Source organism: Pseudomonas sp. WC1 (assembly GCF_050586565.1).
In the GTDB taxonomy this organism is placed as follows: Bacteria; Pseudomonadota; Gammaproteobacteria; order Pseudomonadales; family Pseudomonadaceae; genus Aquipseudomonas.
Genome location: NZ_JBOBDQ010000003.1, coordinates 1 through 19,032 on the forward strand (window position 1 = coordinate 1; position 19,032 = coordinate 19,032).

The 19,032-nt window shown below is 64.3% G+C and carries 14 protein-coding genes; 1 reads left to right on the forward strand and 13 read right to left on the reverse strand.

Annotation, left to right across the window (positions count from 1 at the left end):
* The 13 genes from ACQ4OD_RS01660 to yaaA all read right to left on the reverse strand — a co-directional run.
* Positions 1-1,453 (reverse strand): mannose-1-phosphate guanylyltransferase/mannose-6-phosphate isomerase (locus ACQ4OD_RS01660; RefSeq protein WP_139669305.1); only part of this gene is annotated, 1,453 nt, incomplete at its 3' end.
* Positions 1,454-1,489: 36 nt separating this feature from the next.
* A complete protein-coding gene (locus ACQ4OD_RS01665; RefSeq protein ID WP_102682101.1) occupies positions 1,490-2,137 on the reverse strand; it encodes an alginate O-acetyltransferase AlgF in 648 nt (215 codons plus the stop codon).
* A 20-nt stretch (positions 2,138-2,157) separates the two neighbouring features.
* On the reverse strand, positions 2,158-3,318 hold the full coding sequence (locus ACQ4OD_RS01670; RefSeq protein WP_102682100.1) for an alginate O-acetyltransferase: 1,161 nt from the start codon (positions 3,316-3,318) through the stop codon (positions 2,158-2,160).
* Positions 3,319-3,328: 10 nt separating this feature from the next.
* Complete coding sequence (locus tag ACQ4OD_RS01675) at positions 3,329-4,786, reverse strand: MBOAT family O-acyltransferase (protein WP_430943792.1); 1,458 nt, start codon at positions 4,784-4,786, stop codon at positions 3,329-3,331.
* 171 nt (positions 4,787-4,957) lie between these two features.
* Positions 4,958-6,061 carry a mannuronate-specific alginate lyase gene (locus tag ACQ4OD_RS01680; RefSeq protein ID WP_110699976.1) on the reverse strand — a complete coding sequence of 368 codons (1,104 nt, stop codon included), beginning with the start codon at positions 6,059-6,061 and terminating at the stop codon, positions 4,958-4,960.
* A 7-nt stretch (positions 6,062-6,068) separates the two neighbouring features.
* Entirely contained in the window at positions 6,069-7,511 is a 1,443-nt protein-coding gene (locus tag ACQ4OD_RS01685) for an alginate O-acetyltransferase (protein ID WP_102682097.1), read from the reverse strand.
* 13 nt (positions 7,512-7,524) lie between these two features.
* Positions 7,525-9,081, reverse strand: coding sequence for a mannuronan 5-epimerase AlgG (gene algG / locus ACQ4OD_RS01690; protein ID WP_430943793.1), 1,557 nt, complete (start codon positions 9,079-9,081; stop codon positions 7,525-7,527).
* A gap of 18 nt (positions 9,082-9,099) precedes the next feature.
* A complete protein-coding gene (locus tag ACQ4OD_RS01695; RefSeq protein WP_102682095.1) occupies positions 9,100-10,578 on the reverse strand; it encodes an alginate export family protein in 1,479 nt (492 codons plus the stop codon).
* Positions 10,575-12,107: an alginate biosynthesis TPR repeat lipoprotein AlgK gene (gene algK / locus ACQ4OD_RS01700; RefSeq protein ID WP_258701340.1), complete on the reverse strand. Its 1,533-nt coding sequence runs from the start codon at positions 12,105-12,107 to the stop codon at positions 10,575-10,577. Before algK ends, ACQ4OD_RS01695 begins: the two co-directional genes overlap by 4 nt.
* A gap of 12 nt (positions 12,108-12,119) precedes the next feature.
* Positions 12,120-13,286: an alginate biosynthesis protein Alg44 gene (locus tag ACQ4OD_RS01705; protein ID WP_277501970.1), complete on the reverse strand. Its 1,167-nt coding sequence runs from the start codon at positions 13,284-13,286 to the stop codon at positions 12,120-12,122.
* A gap of 34 nt (positions 13,287-13,320) precedes the next feature.
* Positions 13,321-14,802, reverse strand: coding sequence for a glycosyltransferase family 2 protein (locus tag ACQ4OD_RS01710; RefSeq protein ID WP_173862416.1), 1,482 nt, complete (start codon positions 14,800-14,802; stop codon positions 13,321-13,323).
* Positions 14,803-14,873: 71 nt separating this feature from the next.
* Entirely contained in the window at positions 14,874-16,190 is a 1,317-nt protein-coding gene (locus ACQ4OD_RS01715) for a nucleotide sugar dehydrogenase (protein ID WP_430943794.1), read from the reverse strand.
* Positions 16,191-16,981: 791 nt separating this feature from the next.
* Complete coding sequence (gene yaaA, locus ACQ4OD_RS01720) at positions 16,982-17,761, reverse strand: peroxide stress protein YaaA (RefSeq protein ID WP_046854239.1); 780 nt, start codon at positions 17,759-17,761, stop codon at positions 16,982-16,984.
* 149 nt (positions 17,762-17,910) lie between these two features.
* On the opposite strand from yaaA, the gene ACQ4OD_RS01725 reads away from it, so the two are divergent.
* Positions 17,911-19,029 (forward strand): polysaccharide deacetylase family protein, encoded by a 1,119-nt coding sequence (locus ACQ4OD_RS01725; protein WP_139668964.1) that lies wholly within the window; start codon positions 17,911-17,913, stop codon positions 19,027-19,029.
* Positions 19,030-19,032 lie beyond the last annotated feature (3 nt).

Genomic DNA, 19,032 nt, shown 5'->3' on the forward strand with positions numbered 1-19,032 from the left:
ACTGCGCGATGGTCTTCACCGAAACCCCACGCTCCACCGGCGTCGAGGTGCGCCCATACACATCCTCGAAGCGCTCGATGTCATCCTCGCCCAGGTAGCTGCCGGACTGCACCTCGATGATCTCCAGCGGGATCTTGCCTGGGTTGCGCAGGCGGTGCACCGAGGCGATGGGGATATAGGTGGACTGGTTCTCGGTCAGCAGGAACACGTTCTCGTCGCAGGTCACCTCAGCGGTGCCGGACACCACGATCCAGTGCTCGGCGCGGTGGTGGTGCATCTGCAGCGACAGGCTGGCGCCCGGCTTGACGGTGATGTGCTTGACCTGGAACCGCCCGCCCATGTCCACCGAGTCGTACGAGCCCCAGGGGCGGTAGACCTCCAGGTGGTTCTGGGTTTCGCTGCGGCCCTGGGCGTCCAGCGTGTTGACCAGTTGCTTGACCCCCTGAACCTTGTCCTTGTGGGCGATCATCATGGCGTCCTTGGTTTCGACCACCACGATGTTCTCCAGGCCAATCACCGACACCAGCTTGCCATTGCCGTGAATCATGCAGTTGTGGCTGTCCTGCACCACCACGTCGCCCTTCGTCACGTTGCCGTTGTCGTCCTTCTCGTGCACATCCCACAGCGACGACCAGCAGCCTACGTCGCTCCAGCCGGCCGACAGCGGCACCACGCAGGCGCGCTGGGTCTTCTCCATCACCGCGTAGTCGATGGAGTTGTCCGGGCAGCAGGCAAAGGTGGCTTCGTCGATGCTCAGCACATCGGCGTCTTCGTCGCTGCGCTCCAGCGCCAGCAGGCAGGTGTCGTAGATATCCGGATCGTGCTTTTTCAGCTCCTCGAGGAAGCGGCTGGCGCGGAACAGGAACATGCCGCTGTTCCAGAAGTAGCCGCCGGCGCGGACGAACTCGTTGGCGCGCTTCTCGTCGGGTTTCTCGACGAACTGCGCGACCCGTGCCACGCCCTCGGGCAGCAGCGCGTCCTGGCTGGAGCGGATATAGCCGTAGCCGGTCTCGGGCTTGGTCGCCGGCACGCCGAACAGCACCATCTCGCCGCGCTCGGCGGCCACGGTGGCCAGGGCCAGGGCCCGCTGCAGGGCCTTCTGGTCCTCGATCACGTGGTCGGCCGGGAGCACCAGCATCAGTTCGTCACGCCCTTCGTTGACCAGCTTCATCGCGGTCATGGCCACTGCCGGCGCGGTGTTGCGGCCGAACGGCTCCATGAGGATGGCCTGGGTTTCCAGCTTCAGCGCACCTAGCTGCTCCTGGACGATGAACTTGTGGTCCTTGTTGCAGACCACGATGGGGGTGTCCATGCCATCGAATACCAGGCGCTCGATGGTCTGCTGGAACAGCGTGTGTTCGCCGGTCAGGGCCAGGAACTGCTTGGGGAACTGCTTGCGCGACAGAGGCCACAGACGCGAACCGCTACCACCAGAAAGAATTACCGGGATCATCATGTTTCTCCAATAGTCGTTTTAGAGGCAGGGGGATCAGTTGCTAGCCACGGGGCGAGTTACCCACACCGGCGACAGGCTGTTGCCGGAACCGGTGACATACAGCACGGCCGCTTCGCCGCGCTCCAGGGCGACGGGTTTGACGTCGCCGACTTTCTTGTCGCCTGCATACAGGGCAAGGTTGACCTTGACCGGATTGATTTCACGTTCGCCACGGCCCTTGGCCGCCACCGGCTTGACCACTTCAGTCTTGCCGTCGGCGGTCTTCAGGGTCAGTTGCTGGTCGCTGAGGTTCTGCACCCGCACCAGGGCCTTCTGCTTGTTCTTGAACGGTGGCTCCTCGATCAGCTGCGGGTTGCCGCCGCTGTTGTTGACCAGGGTGTAGTACTTGTCGGCGGCCAGCTTGACCGGCACGCTCTTGCCGCCGACCTGGGCGGTGTAGTCGCCGCCGGGCAGGAAGCTGAAGTCGCTGCTGGCCTGGGCGCCGACCTGCTTGATCTGGGTGTTGCCGACGCTGGCGGCGGTGGGGCTGCTGGCGGCGTTGTACAGGCGCACGAAGGTCGAGCCTTTCGGCGCGCTCGGGCCATAGAGGGCGGCATCGGCGCCAGCGAAGGCCTGCATCGAGGCCAGGGTCAGGCCGGCGGCGAGGGTGAGGGCTTTGGCAATGGAAGTCTTGGTGGTCATGTGCGTGTTCCTCTCTATCTTCAGTGGTCCGTCCGGTTGGACGACAGGGCCAGGTTTTCTTCGGATTTGCGGGAGTTCTTCAGCTGCGCGATCCACTGCGGATCGAAGGCGCTGAGGTCGTTCTTCATTGGCAGATACCGTTCGGGGAATTCCCACACCACGACCTGTGGCGGGGCGTTTTTGAAAGCGTCGCTTTGCAGGTACTTGAGCATTGGCAGCAACGGCCCGTGGCCGTCTTCGGCGTAGTTGGCGACGTCGCTGCGCAGGGCCTGCTGCAGGGCGCCGAGGAAGTTCCAGTGCGGGTTGGCGCTGTAGCTGGTGCCCACCAGCGCCACCGGGATGCGGCTGTCGTCGAACAGCGCGTCGCCACCTTCGCCGCCCTCGGCCTGCACCGGGTGGGTCTTGCGTTGTTGCAGGGTGTCGGGAGTGGGCAGCAGGTTGCTGAACAGTGGGTCCAACGGCAGGAAGTTGGTCAGGTCACCCTTGTACGGCGCGCTGGCGCCGGCCTCGGTGATGTACGCCTGTGGCTCGCCGGTGAGCAACTGCTGGCGGTCGACGGCTTCGGCCAGCGATTGCGCAACCACTTCGGCGCCCATCGGCGTCCAGTGGGTGTCGGTGCGCAGGAATACCTGGCCGCGGGCCTTGGCCTGCTCCAGCGGCGCCAGCAGGTCGGGGGCGAACACATTGGCCTGGCGCGCCTGGGCGTGGAACTGGTTGAACAGGTCGTCGTGCAGGCTGGCCGGCGTCTCCTTGCCGATGTATTCGGAGTAGAGGCGGGCCTTGGCCGGGACGATCGCCAGTACCAGTTGCACGCCCTGGCGTTGCAGTGCGTCGCGCACCCCACGCACCAGGGCCAGGTTGTCCTGCATCTGTTGCTGCGCGCCGGCGGTGGGGTTGAATTCCTCGTCGGTGAACAGCCACTGGTCGCGGCCCAGCACCACGCCGGGGCGGCCTTCGTTGAACAGCTTGAAGTCCAGCGCGGCCCACAGGTTGGTGCCGACGCGCTTGATCGGGAACTGCTCGTCGTAGTGGGTTTCGGCGGCCTTGGCCAGCTTGCCGTCGAGCAGGGTCATCTGCCCGGTGCGGTTGAAACTTTCCAGCCCGCCGACCGACCATGCGCCCAACCCGACCAGCAGGCCCATGAACGACAGCGAATAGGTGATGCGAAGTGTCCGGTTCATGATCGGGGCCTCAGAACTGGAAGTAGAGGAAAGGCGAGTAGCTCTGCGCCGAGAGCTTGAGCACCGAGGCGACAAACAGCAGCAGGACCAGGGCGCGGGTCATGATCCGCGTCCAGTCCAGCCCCACCGACCCGTCGGCGTTGATTTGCACGGGCGTTGCCTTTGGCGTTGGCTTGGCGTTGCGGTAGAAATCACGCAGGCCGAAGAACGCCAGGCTGAGGTAGGCGACGACCAGCGTGGCGACCTGCAGGCCGGTGAGCTGGGCGCTGTTGATTTCCGACAGCTGCCAGTCGCCGAAGCTGAACATGGCGCCGTACATGCGGGCGGCCACGTGCAGGTTCTCGGCGCGGAAGATCACCCAGCCGACCACCACCAGCAGGAAGGTGAAGGCCCATTTCACCGTGTTGAAACGCTGTGGATTGGTGTCCAGCCCCAGCGCGCGCTCGATGGCCAGCCACAGGCCGTGCCAGGCGCCCCAGATGATGTAGGTGAAGTTGGCGCCGTGCCACAGCCCGCCCAGCAGCATGGTCAGGAACAGGTTGCGGTAGGTGTTGAAGGTGCCTTTGCGGTTGCCGCCCAGGGTGATGTACAGGTAGTCGCGCAGCCAGGTCGACAGGCTGATGTGCCAGCGCCGCCAGAATTCGGTGATCGACTGGCTGATGTAGGGCTGCTTGAAGTTTTCCATGAAGCGGAAGCCCATCATCAGGCCCAGGCCGATGGCCATGTCGCTGTAGCCGGAAAAGTCGAAGTACAGCTGCGCGGTGTAGGCCAGGGCGCCGAGCCAGGCATCACCGGTGGTGGGGTTCTGCAGGGCGAAGCAGTGGTCGGCGACCACCGCCAGGGTGTCGGCGATGAACACCTTCTTGATGAAACCCTGCATGAAGCGGGTGCAGCCTTCGGAGAACTTGTCCAGGGTGTGGGTGCGGTTGTTGAACTGGTCGACCAGGTCCTTGAAGCGCAGCACGGGGCCGGCGATCAGGTGCGGGAAGATCGCCACGAAGGCCGCGAAGTCGATCAGATTGCGCGTGGCCGGAGTGTCGCCGCGGTACACGTCGATGATGTAGCTGATCGACTCGAAGATGTAGAACGAGATGCCGATCGGCAGCAGCACGTGGGTGAGGATGAACGGCTCCAGCCCCATCGAGGTCATGATCGCGTTGAGGCTGTCGACGCCGAAGTTGGCGTACTTGAAGTAGCCGAGGATGCACAGGTCGACGCCCACGCCGAGCAGCAGCCAGCGCTGCGCGGGCTTGGTGCGCACGCCGGCGGCGCCGACTTTCAGGCCGATCCAGTAGTTCCACAGGGTGACCCCGGCGAACAGGGCGAGGAAGTCCACCCGCCACCAGGCGTAGAAGATGTAGCTGGCAACCAGCAGCAGCAGGTTGCGATAGCGATTCCCGCTCACGTAGTACAAGCCGAGGAAAACCGGCAGGAACAGGAACAGGAACACGTTGGACGAGAAGACCATCCCGGTTCTCCTAGTTATGCACAGCACCTGGGGCACAGCGCCCCCCAAACCCCCCAACAAAAAGCTGGAAGGCAACCTAGTCCCCTGTGAGAGCCGGCTTGCCGGCCCCGGCCATCGCAGGGCAAGGCTTTGCCTTGCATCGCCGGCAAGCCGGCTCCCACAGGGATCGCGTTACTTTTTCTGTTCCGCGCTCGGGTCGTAGACCCGCGTCACATCACCCCCCAGCCGGAAGCTGTTGAACGGTTGCATGTCATGCTTGCGCTCGAGGGTGTCGCCGACGCACTGGTACAGCGCGCACCACGGTTCGAGCCAGGCGTACTTGCTGTCGATCTTCAGATCCTTGAGGTCCTGTTTCACGCCGGCGCGGGTGTTGAAATGAACAGGGTCGCGGGCACCGGCCAGCACGCCTTCGCCGAGACGCTGCAGAGCGAAGTTGTTTTCCTTGCGCAGGTCCACGCCGTTGGCCTGGGCGAAGCTGGCGATCATCGCCAGCGGCGGCAAGGCGTAGTTGTGGTAGGCCAGGGCGCGTTGCTTGCGCTTGACCTCGTTGGGCAGGAAGCCCTGCTCGTCGACCTGGTTGACGCCGACCTTGTATTCCTTCACCGCCCAGTCGAACAGCTCTCGCTGGTCGGTGGCGACGGCGGTGGCCATCACCGACCAGGCCGCCCAGTAGCTGTGGTTGTTGATCTTGTCCAGCGGCAGGTCGCTCCAGTCGCGCACGGTCTGCCGCGCCAGGCGCACGAACCATTTCTCGATCTGCTCGGCCTCGGCGCGGTGCGCCGCCAGTGGCTGCGAGTTGGAGAACTTCAGGCGCAGCCACGAGCCGCTCATGCTGCCCAAGGCCCATTTGCGCATGGACTTGCCGGTATGGTTGTAATCGGTGGACATCAACGCATCGGCCCGTGCCCAGGTGTCGAGCCAGGTCAAGGCGCAGTCCAGCTGCGCCGGGCGGCCATCGCGCATGTACTGGCCGACCATCTTGCTGACGCCTTTCTCGAGGGTGGTGATGTCCTCGGTGGATTTGCGGAAGGCTTTTTCCGAGGCGACATTGAGCGTCGCCCGGGCCTTGTCCGAACCTTCGTACTTGCTGCGGAACTGCAGCGCGCCGGTATAGGGCTTGGGCGCGGCTTCGCAGCGGAAATTGCCGTCGCCGGTCTTGAGCTTCTCGATGCCCTCGTAGTAACCCTGGGGCGGCACCAGCGCGGCCTGCGCCGCGCCGCCGAACAGGGCGAGGGCGAGCAGGGCGGGTGCGGTCTTGCTGCTGATGGTGGTCATGGTCGCCTCACTGGCCAGCTTGCGCGGTGTGCTGCGCGGGGCTGGCGAAGTTGTTGCGTTTGCAGAGTTTGGCTTCGACTTTCTGCGTACCGCTTTCTGGCCCTTGTACCTCCAGGGCGAGCAGGTTCTGGCCTGCCCAGTCTTCGTCCTCGCGCATCTGGAAGACGAAGCGCCCGTCGGTGTCGGAGGTCTCGGGCTTCTCGATCTTGATGTCCTCGTGGCGGCCGTTGAGGTACCACAGGGTGGCCTGCAACACCTTCACCGAGGTGTCCTCGAACTTGATGTCGAGCTGGTGGTTGCGGTTGACCAGGTCCTTGATCACGCCGTTCTTGCCATTGACCATCAGCTCGTTCTTGCCGGGCTTGAGGGTGGCGCTGGCGCTCATCTGTGCCGGGCGATCGTCACAGCCATCGTCGAGCAGGCCGAGGATCTGCCGCCAGATGGTTTCCTGGTCGAGGCGGTACAGCGGCGAGAACTCCCAGACCAGGATCTTCGGCGGGTTGTTCTGGAATTCCTCGCTGCCCAGGTACTGGATCATCGAGCCTTCCAGGCCGCCCCCGGGGAAGGCGACGTTGAGCACATCGGCACCGATGTACTGCTCGAGGAAGCCCGAGAAGTTGTAGTTCTTGCCGCTGTGGCTGGTGCCCACCAGGGTGATCTGCGCGTTGCCCGAATCGCCGAACAGGTCGTCGCCGCCGGCGGCGCCCTTCGGTTCGGTGGCGAACTGGTCCATGTACTGCACCGCATAGCTGGTGCCGCACAGCTGGCCGGCGACGTTGTGCAGGGTGCCGGTCTTGCCCATGCGCCCGGACTTCCTGGTCTCGAACTCCTTGCGCGGGATGCCTTCGAAGGCCGGCATCTTGTGCACCGTGTCGGCCACGATCTTTGCCGCGCGCTCGGCGCCGTAGGGCGTCCAGTGCTGGTCGCCGCGGAAGTAGAAGTCCTTGCCCTGGTCGGCGGCGGCCAGTTGCTCGTTGGTCAGCGGCGACAGGTCGGGCACGTTGTAGCCCATCCTGGCGAAACGCTGCAGCATGGCCTGGTAGTTGCGCAGCGCCTTCTGGTAATCGAAGGCGGCCTTTTCCTCGGGGTTGAGCATGTTGCGGTTCACCAGGCCACGGGTCGGCTGGTACACCACCACCAGCTCGACGCCGCGCTTCTTGAAGGCGTCGTGCACCTGCTGCAGGCGCTTGTAGCCGCCCGGGGTGGTGTCGAATTCGGTGCGCAGGTCCTCACGGGTACGGAACAGCCAGTCGCCCTGGGCTTGCACCAGGGTGGTGAAGTTCTGCTGGTAGCGCGTGGTGTAGCGGCTGGCGTCGTGGGCCTCGGGGCACAGCTGGCAGCACGGTTCGGCGCTGAAGGTCGGCGCCTTGACGTCTTCGGCGCGCACGCCCTGGCTGATGGCCAGGAGGGCGGCGGACAGGCCCAGCAGTTTCATCAGGTGTGGAGTCATGGTCTGGGCTTCCTTAGTCGATCATTTCGGTCTGGCGTTCGACCGGGTCGATCAGCACGGCCTTCTGCTGGCGCACCAGCAGGTCGAGGATTTCGTCCTGGCGCTCGCCGAGCACGCCGTTGAAGCTGATGCCGTTGGCCTTGCGCGGCATCAGCATCGACACCTTGTACAACTCCACCGACAGCGGCGAATCGATCGACAGCGGGCCCGAGCCGTTGGCCGCCAGCTCGCCGCCGACCACGATCAGCGACACCTTGGTGTCGAACGGGTCGAGGGCGATGTCGCGGTCGGTGTCGGACAGGTCCTTGATGTGGCCGTACACGCCCACCAGGCCGTTGGCCATGGCGACGTTCTCGTACAGGCGGATGTTCACGCTGTTGCGCACGCGGATGCCGTGGCGGCGGTTGTTGATCAGCTTGTTGCCCCAGATCAGGTTGTCACCGCTCTCGTACAGGGTGATGCCGTCGGTGTGGTTGCGGTAGATCTCGTTGTAGGCGATCAGGTTGTTGACGCTGTTACGGTCGATCACCACCCCCGAGAGCTTGTTGTCGTAGCTCTTGTTGTTGATGATCCAGCTGTCGTTGACCTCACGGGAGACGATGATCCCGTGCTTCTTCTTGGTGCCGTACACGGTGTTGCCGGCGATGATCAGGCGGTGCGAGCGGTCGTGGGGGTCGATGCCGTAGACGATGTTGTCGCGGTAGGTCGAGTCCTTGATCAAGAAGTCCTGGGTTTCGTAGCAATAAAAGCCGTACCACATGTCGCTGAACTCGGAACCGATGATCCAGCCGGTGGGTTCCGGGCGGCCCATCTGCTTGGCCATGTTCGGCGTGTACTGCGAGATGCTCACGCCATAGGACTTGGATTTGGCGTAGCCGAAGCTGGCCATCTTGCTGTTGACGATGTAGGTCTCGGTGCCGCCCCAGCTGAGCAGGAATGGGCGGAATTCGTCGGGCTTGCGGAAGGTCGCCGGGCCATTGGCCTGCTCGCGCCATCCAGTGACCTGGGTATCGCTGACGAACAGCTTGCCGTCGTTGACGATGAACGAACCGCCTTCCTCGGACAGGCGCAGTTCCTTGACCTTGCCGTCGATCTCCAGCACGCCCTTGCGCCCGACCACGATCGGCAGGCGCGCCAGGTATACGCCCGGCGCGGTTTCACGCAGGTACTGGCTGGGGACTTTCTTGCTCAGCTCCACCAGGTCGACGTGGCCGTCATCGACGAAGATCGCCTGGGGAATGCCGTGCTGGCGGCGGACCCATTCGGCGCCCTTGTTGTCGCCGCCGATGAACTCCTTGAGGGTGTCCTCCTGAAGCATGCGGCGCACGCTGACCTTGCCCTTGTGCCGGCGGTCGATCTTCTGCTGCACGGCCTGTGCGGTGTAGCCGGACAGGTCGGGCAGCTTGGGCGGGTCCATCTTCAGCGGCTCGATCGGCGCGCTGGAGACGGTATAGGTCTTGGCCTGTTGCAGCCCTTTGGCCATTTCGGGCTCGGCGGCCTGGGCAAGGCCGCCGGCCAGCAGCAGGGCGCTGGCGAGCAGGCTGTGGCGAAGGTTCGGGTGCAGGTTCATGGCTATCCTCTCCCGGCCTCAGTAGCGCCAGATCACGTCGACGAAGGCGCGGTGCATGTACGAGTCGGCTTCTTTGCCGTAGGCGTCGCCCGGCTTGAACACACCGGCGCGCAGCCGCACCAGGGCCGACGGTTCGTCGATCGACTGGCTGATCGAGGCCGGCAGCAGGCCCTGCTTGAAGTACTTGGTCACGACCACGTCCATTTCCTGGCCGAGGTCTTTTTCGCCCTGCACCAGCGGGCGGCTGATGCCACCGTCGTCGACCACCGCGTTGATGCCGCTGGAGCCGATGTTCTGCTTGCCGTCGACGCGCCAGAACTTGTGGTAGATGAAGCTGGCGTCGTAGTCGTCGCGCAGCTGCCAGGAGGCGAACAGGGTGGCCGCCTGCAGGTTGCCCAACTCGCCGCGGAACGCCTCGCCGAAGCGGTGCACGCGCGAGCGGGTGCCGGTGAAGTTGGAGCGGTTGCTCTCAAGGCCGGTCTGCTCGAAGTTGTTCGAGCCGTCGCTGCCACCGCCGCCGCTGCCTCGGGCGTAGGCCGCGCCGACCTGCCACTGCGGGTCGAGGCGCAGGCGGATGCCGAGGTCGGTGGCCCAGGCGTTGACGTCGCCGCTCTGCTTGCCGGTGGCGACCTGATCGTTGCCGACTGCCTGGCTGCTGAGGGTGTCGCGGTCGCCGGTCAGCCAGGTGACGCTGCCCCAGTAGTTGACGGTGTGGTCGTTGCGCCAGTTGTAGGCGTCGCTGTTGGCCTCCAGACCCAGCCAGGTGAGGTCGCCGGTGCGGGTCTTGTCGAGGGCGTCGACGGTTTCGCCGGGGCGCTTCAGGCTGCCGCCGTCATGGCTGTGGTGGGCACGCAGGCCAACCCAGTGGCCGGGTGTCCATTGCGTGGCAACGTTGCCGTAGACATGGGTGCGGTCCTTGTCTTCGGGGGCCAGCTCGGTGAGGTCGGTGCGGTATTCGCTGAAGCGCTGGGCAACGCCGAGGTCGGCCTTGAGCAGGGTGGTGTCGAAGGTCCAGTTCAGCGCCTCGATATTGGTGTCGCGCCACATGCCGTCGTCGCTGCGCAGGCGCTGGCGGCCGAAGCGCAGCTGCTCGCCGGGGTAGGGGGTCAGGCCGCTGTAGCCGATCCAGAATTCGCGCATGGCCAGGTAGCTCTTGTCCGGCTTGCGGCTGTCGTCGCCGTTGTCGCTGGTGGTGCCGTCGTCGTTCTGGCGCAGGGTGTCGGTCTCGATGATGTCGGTGGCGGCCACCGCCTGGCCCATGGCGAAGGCGCTCCAGTTGCCGCGCTCGCCGTACACCCAGGGGCGCAGGTCAAGGCCGAGGCCGTTGACATCGCCGCCGGAGCGGGTGCCCAGGTCGCGGTCGTCCTCGGACTGGCCGGTGATCTTCACGTCGAGGCCGAAGTTCTTCTGCGCGGTCTCGGCGGCCAGGGTCGGCATCGACCACAGCAGGGCGAAGCCCAGGCCGATGCCGGCTTTCACGAAGGGGTTGAGCGTCATAGCGAGTCCTCGGCGTCTACTTCTTCTTTCTCGTCCTGCAGCGCTTCGATGGCCAGGGTGCTGTTGGCGCCCTGGGCCATGCTGCCGCGCGCCTGCTTTTCCTGCGCCAGCAGGGTTTGCGCCTGGCTGCGCTGGTCGGGCGTGAGCTGCTGGTCGAGCTGTTGCAGCAGTTCGGCCGACTGTGGGGTCGGGTTGGCCTGGGAGAGCTGCGCGAACACCCAGGCATTGGTCGGCGCCGGGCGGATACCGTGGCCTTCGCTGAACAGCTGGGCCAGGGCGTAGTCGGCGCTGTTCTGGCCACCACGGGCGGCGGCGAGCAGGTGGTCGACGGCCTTTTGTGGCTCGACCTGGCCCAGGTAGCCACGGCGGTACAGCTGGCCGAGGTAGTAGTCGGCGCTGACCTCGCCGGCGTCGGCGGCAGCCTGCAGGTGCTCCTGTGCCTTGGCCGCATCGGCCGGCACGGTCTTGCCTTCGTAGTACAGGCGGCCCAGCAGCAGTTCGGCGCGTGGCTGCTCGGCTTCGCGGCCCTTGTCGATGTAGGCCAGCAACTGGTCGGTGTCGCCCAGTTCGGGGAAGTCGTAGAGCAGCTGCGCCAGGCTCACCCAGGATGCCGGGTTGGCCGGTGCGACCTGCTCGAGCAGGTCCTTGGCGGTCTTCTCGTCGGTCTGGCCGAGGCTGCGGTCGGCCAGCACGCGGGCGACGCTGTCGACCCGGGTGGCCGGCACGGTGCCGCGGGCATGGGCGGCCTTGAGCTGCTCAAGCAGGGCGGCCTGCTGCTCGGGCTGGGCGCGTTTCTGGTAGACGGTGGCCAGTTCCACGTAGCAGATGTCGGTAGTCGACAGCGCGGCCTTGCAGATCTTCTCCACCTCGCCCAGGTGCTGGTCGTAGGTGCCCTGGGTGCGGTACAGCAGCACCTGGGCCAGGCCGGCTTCGGGGTTGCCGGCGGCGCGCCACTGGTCGATCTGTTGCTGGGCGTTGACCTTGGGGAAGCTCTGCGGGTATTGCAGGTAGAGCATCGCCAGCGGGATCAGGGTGTTCGTCTCACCTTGTCGCGCCGCGAGCTTGAGCAGGGTCTCGGCCTCTTCGCGCTCGGCCTGGGTGCTGTCGGGCTTGGCCACCAGCAGGCGGCCGAGGCGCGCCTGGGCACGGGGCGAGGTGGCGGCGGCGGCGCGGTAGGTGGCCTCGGCTTGCTTGAGCATGGCCGGGTCGCGGGTGCCGACCTGGATATCGGCCAGGCCGACCTGGGCGTCGCTGTAGCCGAGGTCGGCGAGGGCCTTGTAGTTGCGTTCGGCGGTGGCGGTGTCGCCGCGCTTGAGCGCTTCGTTGGCCAGGCGCTGGTCGGGCAGGCCGGCGCAGCCGGCCAGGGTAATGGCGGCGGCCAGGGCGCATGCCCCCAGGCGCAAGCTGTCCCTGTGGGAGCCGGCTTGCCGGCGAGAGGCCAGTGCAGGCGCTGCATCCGCTGGGCGAGTGCTGCGCACTCGATCGCCGGCAAGCCGGCTCCCACAGATATCGGGGTGTCTGCTGGTCATTATCCGATCCTCTTACAGCCCGCGGGCCACGGCCTTGTCGATCAGCCAGTTCAGCGACGGGCCACGGTCGCTGTTGACCGAGGCCGGGCGGCCGGCGAGTTCGGCCGGCAGGCCGCCGTCGGGCTTGATCTGCACGCGGATATCGGAGGCCAGGTTGTCGGTGTCCAGGCTCGAGCTGCCGGTGATCCGGCCGCTGCGTACTTCATCCTCGCCGGCGATCTGGAAGTTGACCCGGGTGCCCGGCTTCACTTCATCGAACTGGCGATAGCTGAAGCGCGCCTCGATGGTCGGGGTGCTGGTGCGCGGGATCAGCGCGAACACCGGCTGGCCCTTGCTGGCGTACTGGCCGTCATCCACCAACTGGCGCGAGACTACGCAGTCGCACGGGCTGGTAAGGGTGCCGGAGAGCTGCTTGCCGAACAGCTCCTCGACCTTGGCCGGCTCCAGTTGCGAGTCGTCCAGGTGGCCCTTGAGCAAATCGAGCATGCTGGTGTTAAAGGTTGCCAATGGCGCGCCCTTGGCCACGCTCGCGCCGTTTTCCACCAGGCTCTGCACGCTGCCATCGCGGGGCATGGTGACATTGGTGGTGGGCACCGCGACCACGCCGGCCTCGGCATGGCTGACGAAGTACAGGCCATACAGCGACTTGGCGACGAAGCCGAAGGCCACCAGGCCGACCACGAACACCCCGGCGGTGACGGTGACCGCGCGCAGGCGGCCGAAGGCGGACAGGCCTGAGCCCCCGTCCTTCTGCTTGCGCGCCTTGGTGAAGTTGTCGCGCTGCAGGGTGCTGAGCACGTCGCCGACGCTGATCAGCTCGCCGGACAGGTGGCTGGTGATGATATGGCGCAGGGTGGCGATGTCGCGTGGCTCCAGGTTCTGGAACTCGGTGCCGGTGCGGCCGGTGTCGCGGCTGCTGGTGCGTACCAGCAGCTCGACGTCCATCGACAGGCCGAGGTTGTCGACCACGAACTGCAGGCGGCCGCGCAGCACTTCGCCTTCGGCCAGGGGCTTCGCCGCATGGAAGGACAGGCCCCCGGCGGACAGGTCGTCAACCTTCACCTCGTGCGGCTCGCGGTTGCCGTCCAGGTAGCGCAGCTTGGCGGGAATGCGCACCCGGGCATGCTGGCGCTGCGCTTCGGATTCATGCACGACGTTGACGTTCACGGCGGTATTCATGGCGATATTCGTTCCTGTTATCCGATCCGGGGGCTCACACGACCATGAACAGCACGGCGACGAAGATGCTCGCGGCCGAGAAGGTCATGGTCCGCGAGGACCAGGTGTTGAACCATTGTTGAAAACTTGCGAGGTCGCGCTTGAGGGCAGTGGGCTGGCGGGTCCAGGACTGCTTGTCGAGGCGGAAGAACACGTAGATCTTCATCACCGCGCCGACGATCTGGTTGTAATAGAGAATCAGCGGGTAGGCGGGGCCTACGTTGTGCCCCGAGCACAGCAGCATGATGGTGAGGATCAGGCGGGTGATGCCTATCCACAGCAGGTACACCAGCAGGAACTGCAGGCCGAACTTGAAGCTGGCGATCACCGCCACGGTCAGGCCCAGCAGGCTGGTCCACATCGACACGCGCTGGTCAAGCAGGACGATGCTGGTGAACAGCCCCAGGCGCTTGAGGCCCAGGCCCAGGGCGCGGGAGTTCTGCCGCAGGTTGTTGCCGTACCAGCGGTACATCAGCTTGCGGCTGGCCTTGACGAAGCTTTTCTCCGGCGGGTGCTCCACCGTGTTGATCGCCGCGTCAGGTACGTAGAAGGTGTCGTAGCCCAGGCGCATCAGGCTGAACCAGCTGGACTTGTCGTCGCCGGTAAGGAACTTGAAGCGGCCCAGTCGCCAGTGCATCAGCGAGTCGCTTTCGACGTCGGCGATGAACTCGGGGTTGGTCACCACGCTGGCGCGAAACATCGACATGCGTCCGGTCATGGTCAGCACGCGCTTGCTCAGGGCCATGGAGCACATGTTGATGTGGCGCTGGGCGAAGCGCAGCTTGTGCCATTCGCTCATGATGTAGCCGCCGCGCACTTCGCAGAACTCGTTGGTGGTCAGGCCGCCGACGTTGGGGTAGAGCTTGAACCACGGCACGGTCTTGCGTACCACGCCTTCGGCCAGCACGGTGTCGCCGTCGATCACCGCCACCACGGCGTTGTCGTCCGGGAGCATCCGCGAGATGGCGCGAAAGCCATAGGCCAGGCCATCGCGCTTGCCAGTGCCGGCGATGCGCACGATGTCCAGGGTGACGTGTCCGGGCGGGTTGTACTTGGCCCACAGACTCTTGACCAGCAGCTCGTCGGACTTCTCCACCAGCGAGCAGACCACCGTGGTGGGGAAGCCGCAGTCGATCGCCTCGCGGATCACCGAGCTGTACACCTGGGCAGTGGTCAGTGCATCGATGCGAAAGCTGGTGACCATCAGGTACACATGCGACGGGTCGGCGGCCTTGCCGAGCTTCTGCACCTTGCGGCGCAGGTATGGGTAGACCAGGTAGAGGAAGATCATGCCGCGGATGAAATGGGTGGCGCCCATGGAGTAGCGCCAGATGCCGACAGCGCCGACCAGGAAGATGAAGTGCTTCGACTGCGAATCGAAGATATCGCTGGGCAGGGCCAGGGCGATCAGCATGAGCAGGCTCATGTAGAGCAGCCAGCCGGCGCACTGCAACAGCACTGTCTGGAACCTTTGCATGTTCGGCATCCGTCGAGAATTCGGGGTGGGGAGGGCGGCGCGCTGGGGAGGGACGCGCCGCCCGACCGGGTTTACCAGCAGATGCCTTCGGTGCGGCTGGTGGTGCAGGTCGGCTTGCTCATGAAGCCGACCAGGTCGATCACTTGCTTGCCGGCCGGTGCCTGTTGGGCCAGGGCGCGGAACTTCTCATCACGGTTGCCCAGCACGATGATGTCGGCGTCGTTCACCACCTGCTCGAAGTTGGCGTTGAGCAAGGAGGACACATGCGGAATCTTCGATTCGATGTATTCCTTGTTGGCGCCGTGCACCCGGGCGTACTCGACGTTCTGGTCGTAGATGTCCAGCTGGTAGCCCTTGCCGATCAGGCGCTCGGCCAGCTCCACCAGTGGGCTTTCGCGCAGGTCGTCGGTACCGGCCTTGAACGACAGGCCGAGCAGGGCGACCTTGCGCTTGTCGTGGCTTTCGATGATGTCGAAGGCGTTCTGCACCTGGGACTCGTTGCTGCGCATCAGCGAGTCGAGCAGCGGCGCCTTCACGTCCAGGCTCGAGGCGCGGTAGGTGAGGGCGCGCACGTCCTTGGGCAGGCACGAGCCACCGAAGGCGAAGCCGGGGCGCATGTAGTACTGCGACAGGTTGAGCACCTTGTCCTGGCAGACCACGTCCATCACATCGCGACCATCGACGCCGACCGCCTTGGCGATGTTGCCGATCTCGTTGGCGAAGGTGACCTTGGTCGCGTGCCAGACGTTGCAGGTGTACTTGATCATCTCGGCCACTTCGATCGGCTTGCGGATCACCGGGGCATCGAGTTCTTCGTACAGGGCTTGCAGGACGTCGCCGCTGGCGCTGTCCAGTTCGCCGATGACGGTCATTGGTGGGTGGTCGTAGTCCTTGATCGCGGTGCTTTCGCGCAGGAACTCGGGGTTGACCGCCACGCCGAAATCGACACCGGCCTTCTTGCCCGAGCAGTCCTCGAGGATCGGGATCACCACGTTCTTGACGGTGCCCGGCAGCACGGTGCTGCGTACCACGATGGTGTGACGGCGGTCGGTGTCGCGCAGCACGTAGCCGATCTCGCGGCACACCGACTCGATATACTCCAGGCCCAGGTCGCCGTTCTTCTTGCTCGGCGTGCCGACGCAGATCATCGACACATCGCTGGCGCGGATGGCTTCGGCGAAGTCGGTGGTGCCACGCAGGCGGCCTTTGGTGATGCCTTGCTGCAGCAAAGCTTCCAGGCCCGGTTCGACAATGGGCGACTTGCCCTGGTTGATCAGGTCGATCTTGGTGCTGGACACGTCCACCCCAATCACGTCATGGCCTCGTGCCGACAGGCAACCGGCACAGACTGCACCCACATAACCCAAACCAAAGATGCTGATACGCATCGCATTCACCTCGTGTGTTTATCACGCCAGCCCTTCAGCGAAGAGCCGACCGGGTTGATTGACCAGCAGTATTCGGGCGTACGGATCCGTGGCGAATTGACACTTCACCGAACGCAGGCATGAATAAATCCGGAGCGCAAAAAGTTATGCACTCAAAGTTGGCAGTCAAAGGCCAATATTTAAAAGGCGTGCCCTGAAATGCAGCCGTCTTTATTGCAAATCGCCATTCGCAAATTGCTGTGCTTGTTCTTTCAAGTGGATAAATCCTTTGAAATCAACCACTAGGACGAATTTTAGGGGCGCTTCTCTCCTGCATGGATAATGGCTTCAGGCACTTCCTGTACCGCCGTTGAAGTTGTGGGGCCGATTGTGAATAGCGGCCCTTTGTCATCTGTAAGTCATTTCTCACGCTCAGCGCTTGAAACTCGTTACGGGTGCTATGAGCCATTGGGCGTAGCAGAAGTTCCTGGGGCGGTTCCGCCACGGTGAAAGATTTCTAAATATTTTTTCAGAGGGAAATACTTTCAATGTGATGGCACGCCACAGTTTCATCCCCGTATATAAAGGGCGAAATCGCAGGGGGATGGTTATATGCCAGCATGCGAAAATATTTTTCAAAAATCGTCAAAAAACTACGAACGGTCTTATGGCGTTTTGCGATAAGGATGTGGCTGATGATTTATTGACGCTGGAATTTTGGCTGATGGCTTTTTGCAGCGTGCCCCGTTGCAGGGCTGATGGGCTCATCGCGGGCTTGCCCCACGATGAGCTGCAAAGCGGCGCTGAAAAAATCAGCCCTCAGCGTGATCGCGCAGGAATACCAGGTGGTCGGGTTTGGACTGCTCCGCGCTGTAGTAGTAGCCCTGCGCATCGAAGCGCTTGAGCTGCTCCGGGTCGTTGACCCGCTCCTGGATCACGAAGCGGCTCATCATCCCGCGGGCTTTCTTGGCATAGAAACTGATGATCTTGTACTGGCCGTTCTTCAGGTCCTTGAAGTCGACGTCGATCACCCGTGCCTTCAGGGCGCTTTTCTTCACCGCGCTGAAGTACTCGTTGCTGGCCAGGTTCAGCAGCACGTCGTCGCCCTGGTCGGCCAGCGCCTGGTTCAGCCACTCGCTGATGCGCGTGCCCCAGAAGGCATACAGGTCCTTGCCGCGGGCGTTGGCCAGCTTGGTACCCATTTCCAGGCGGTAGGGTTGCATCAGGTCCAGCGGGCGCAGCAGGCCGTACAGACCTGAGAGCATGCGCAGGTGATCCTGGGCATAGCTGAAATCGTCCTCGCCCAGGCTTTCGGCATCGAGCCCGGTGTAGACGTCGCCCTTGAACGCCAGCAGTGCCTGCTTGGCGTTGGCCGGGGTGAAATCGGGGGTCCAGCTGCCGAAACGCGCGGCGTTGAGGCCGGCGAGCTTGTCGGAGAGGTGCATCAGCTCGGCGATCTGTGCTGGCGACAGCTCGCGCAGTTGCACGATCAGTTCCTGGGAATCGTCCAGGTACTGGGGCAGGGTGTGGCGCTGGGTCACCGGCGGGGTGTCGTAGTCGAGGGTCTTGGCGGGGGAAATCACCGTCAGCATCGGGTCGGCTCCTGGAATCGTCGGGCGAATTCTACGGGGCTGCCGGCGCAACGCCAAACTATGGCGACGATAGTCAGCGAACATCGCCACAGGCAAGCGGCGGGCGTCGCGTTATAGTGCGCGGCATGCCTTCAAGGAGAATGCACATCGTGCGTATCGCGTTTGCCCTGTTCGCCGGGCTGCTGAGCCTGGGTGCGCAGGCGGCCCCGGCGAATTTCGTCAGTTTCGACCGTGACCTGTGGCCCGAGCAGCTGAACAGCCCGACGCTGTTCGATGTTGCGTCGCGGGCGGAAATCCTGTCGTTTGCCCGGGTGCTGCACGAAAGCGAGATGCTCGACGAGCCGGCGTTGAAGAGCCGCCTTGGCCTGCGCCAGGTCAACCTGAGCGTCGTGCGGGCCGTGCGCGCTCGTCTGTGGCAGCGCCTGTGGACCAGTTATCAACAGGCGCAGCAGAGCTGCGAGCAGGATGCCTCGTTCTGCTACCCGGTTGAGTCCATGGCGGATCTACGCACGCAGGCGGCCGTTTTCGCCGATGATGTCGGCTCGTTCTACACCGAGTGGGTAGAGCCCAGTCATCAGTTCCATACCCGTTACCTGGATGAGCAACTGCGCAAGGCCGCGCTGTTCCCGCAGACCACCAGCGAAGTGGCCAAGCTCTCCGATCGTGAGCGCAATGGCGAGGAACTCAATGACCGGATGTTCCTGCTGACCTTCGTCAGCGGCCCTGCCCCTCAGGGCGGTAGCACCGATGCGCTGGCTGACTACCTGCGTCGGCAGAAGCTCGATGGGATTTTCTTCGTGCTCGGCAATCGCCTGCAGCAACGCCGCGATGCCGGCCCGCTGGGCGATCTGTATGCCGGCCAGTGCGTGGGTATCCAGGGCTGGGAATACCGCTCTCATGCCCAGTGGCAGGATTGGCAGGACTCACTGCGACGCAGCCAGGCGCGGGTGCAGGCCGACTTGGCCGAACAGTATGTACCGTTGTTCCGTCCGCCCTATGGCCAGCGACGCGCCGATGGCGAAGCGTTCCTGGACAGCCAGCAACTGCGGGTTTCTCTGTGGGACATCGATGCCCAGGATGACGGGCCGCTGACCGCCGAGGCCTCGGCGCAGCGGGTGCTGACGTTGATGCTGCTGTGGCGCAAGGGGGTGATCCAGTTCCGTGACGGCTTGCCCAAGGCCCAGCCGGCGCTGGAGTGGTTGTTGCAGCACACGGCCCAGAGCGGGATCGGTTGGGAAGGGTGTCGGGAGTACGCACGGCGGGGGTAGGCA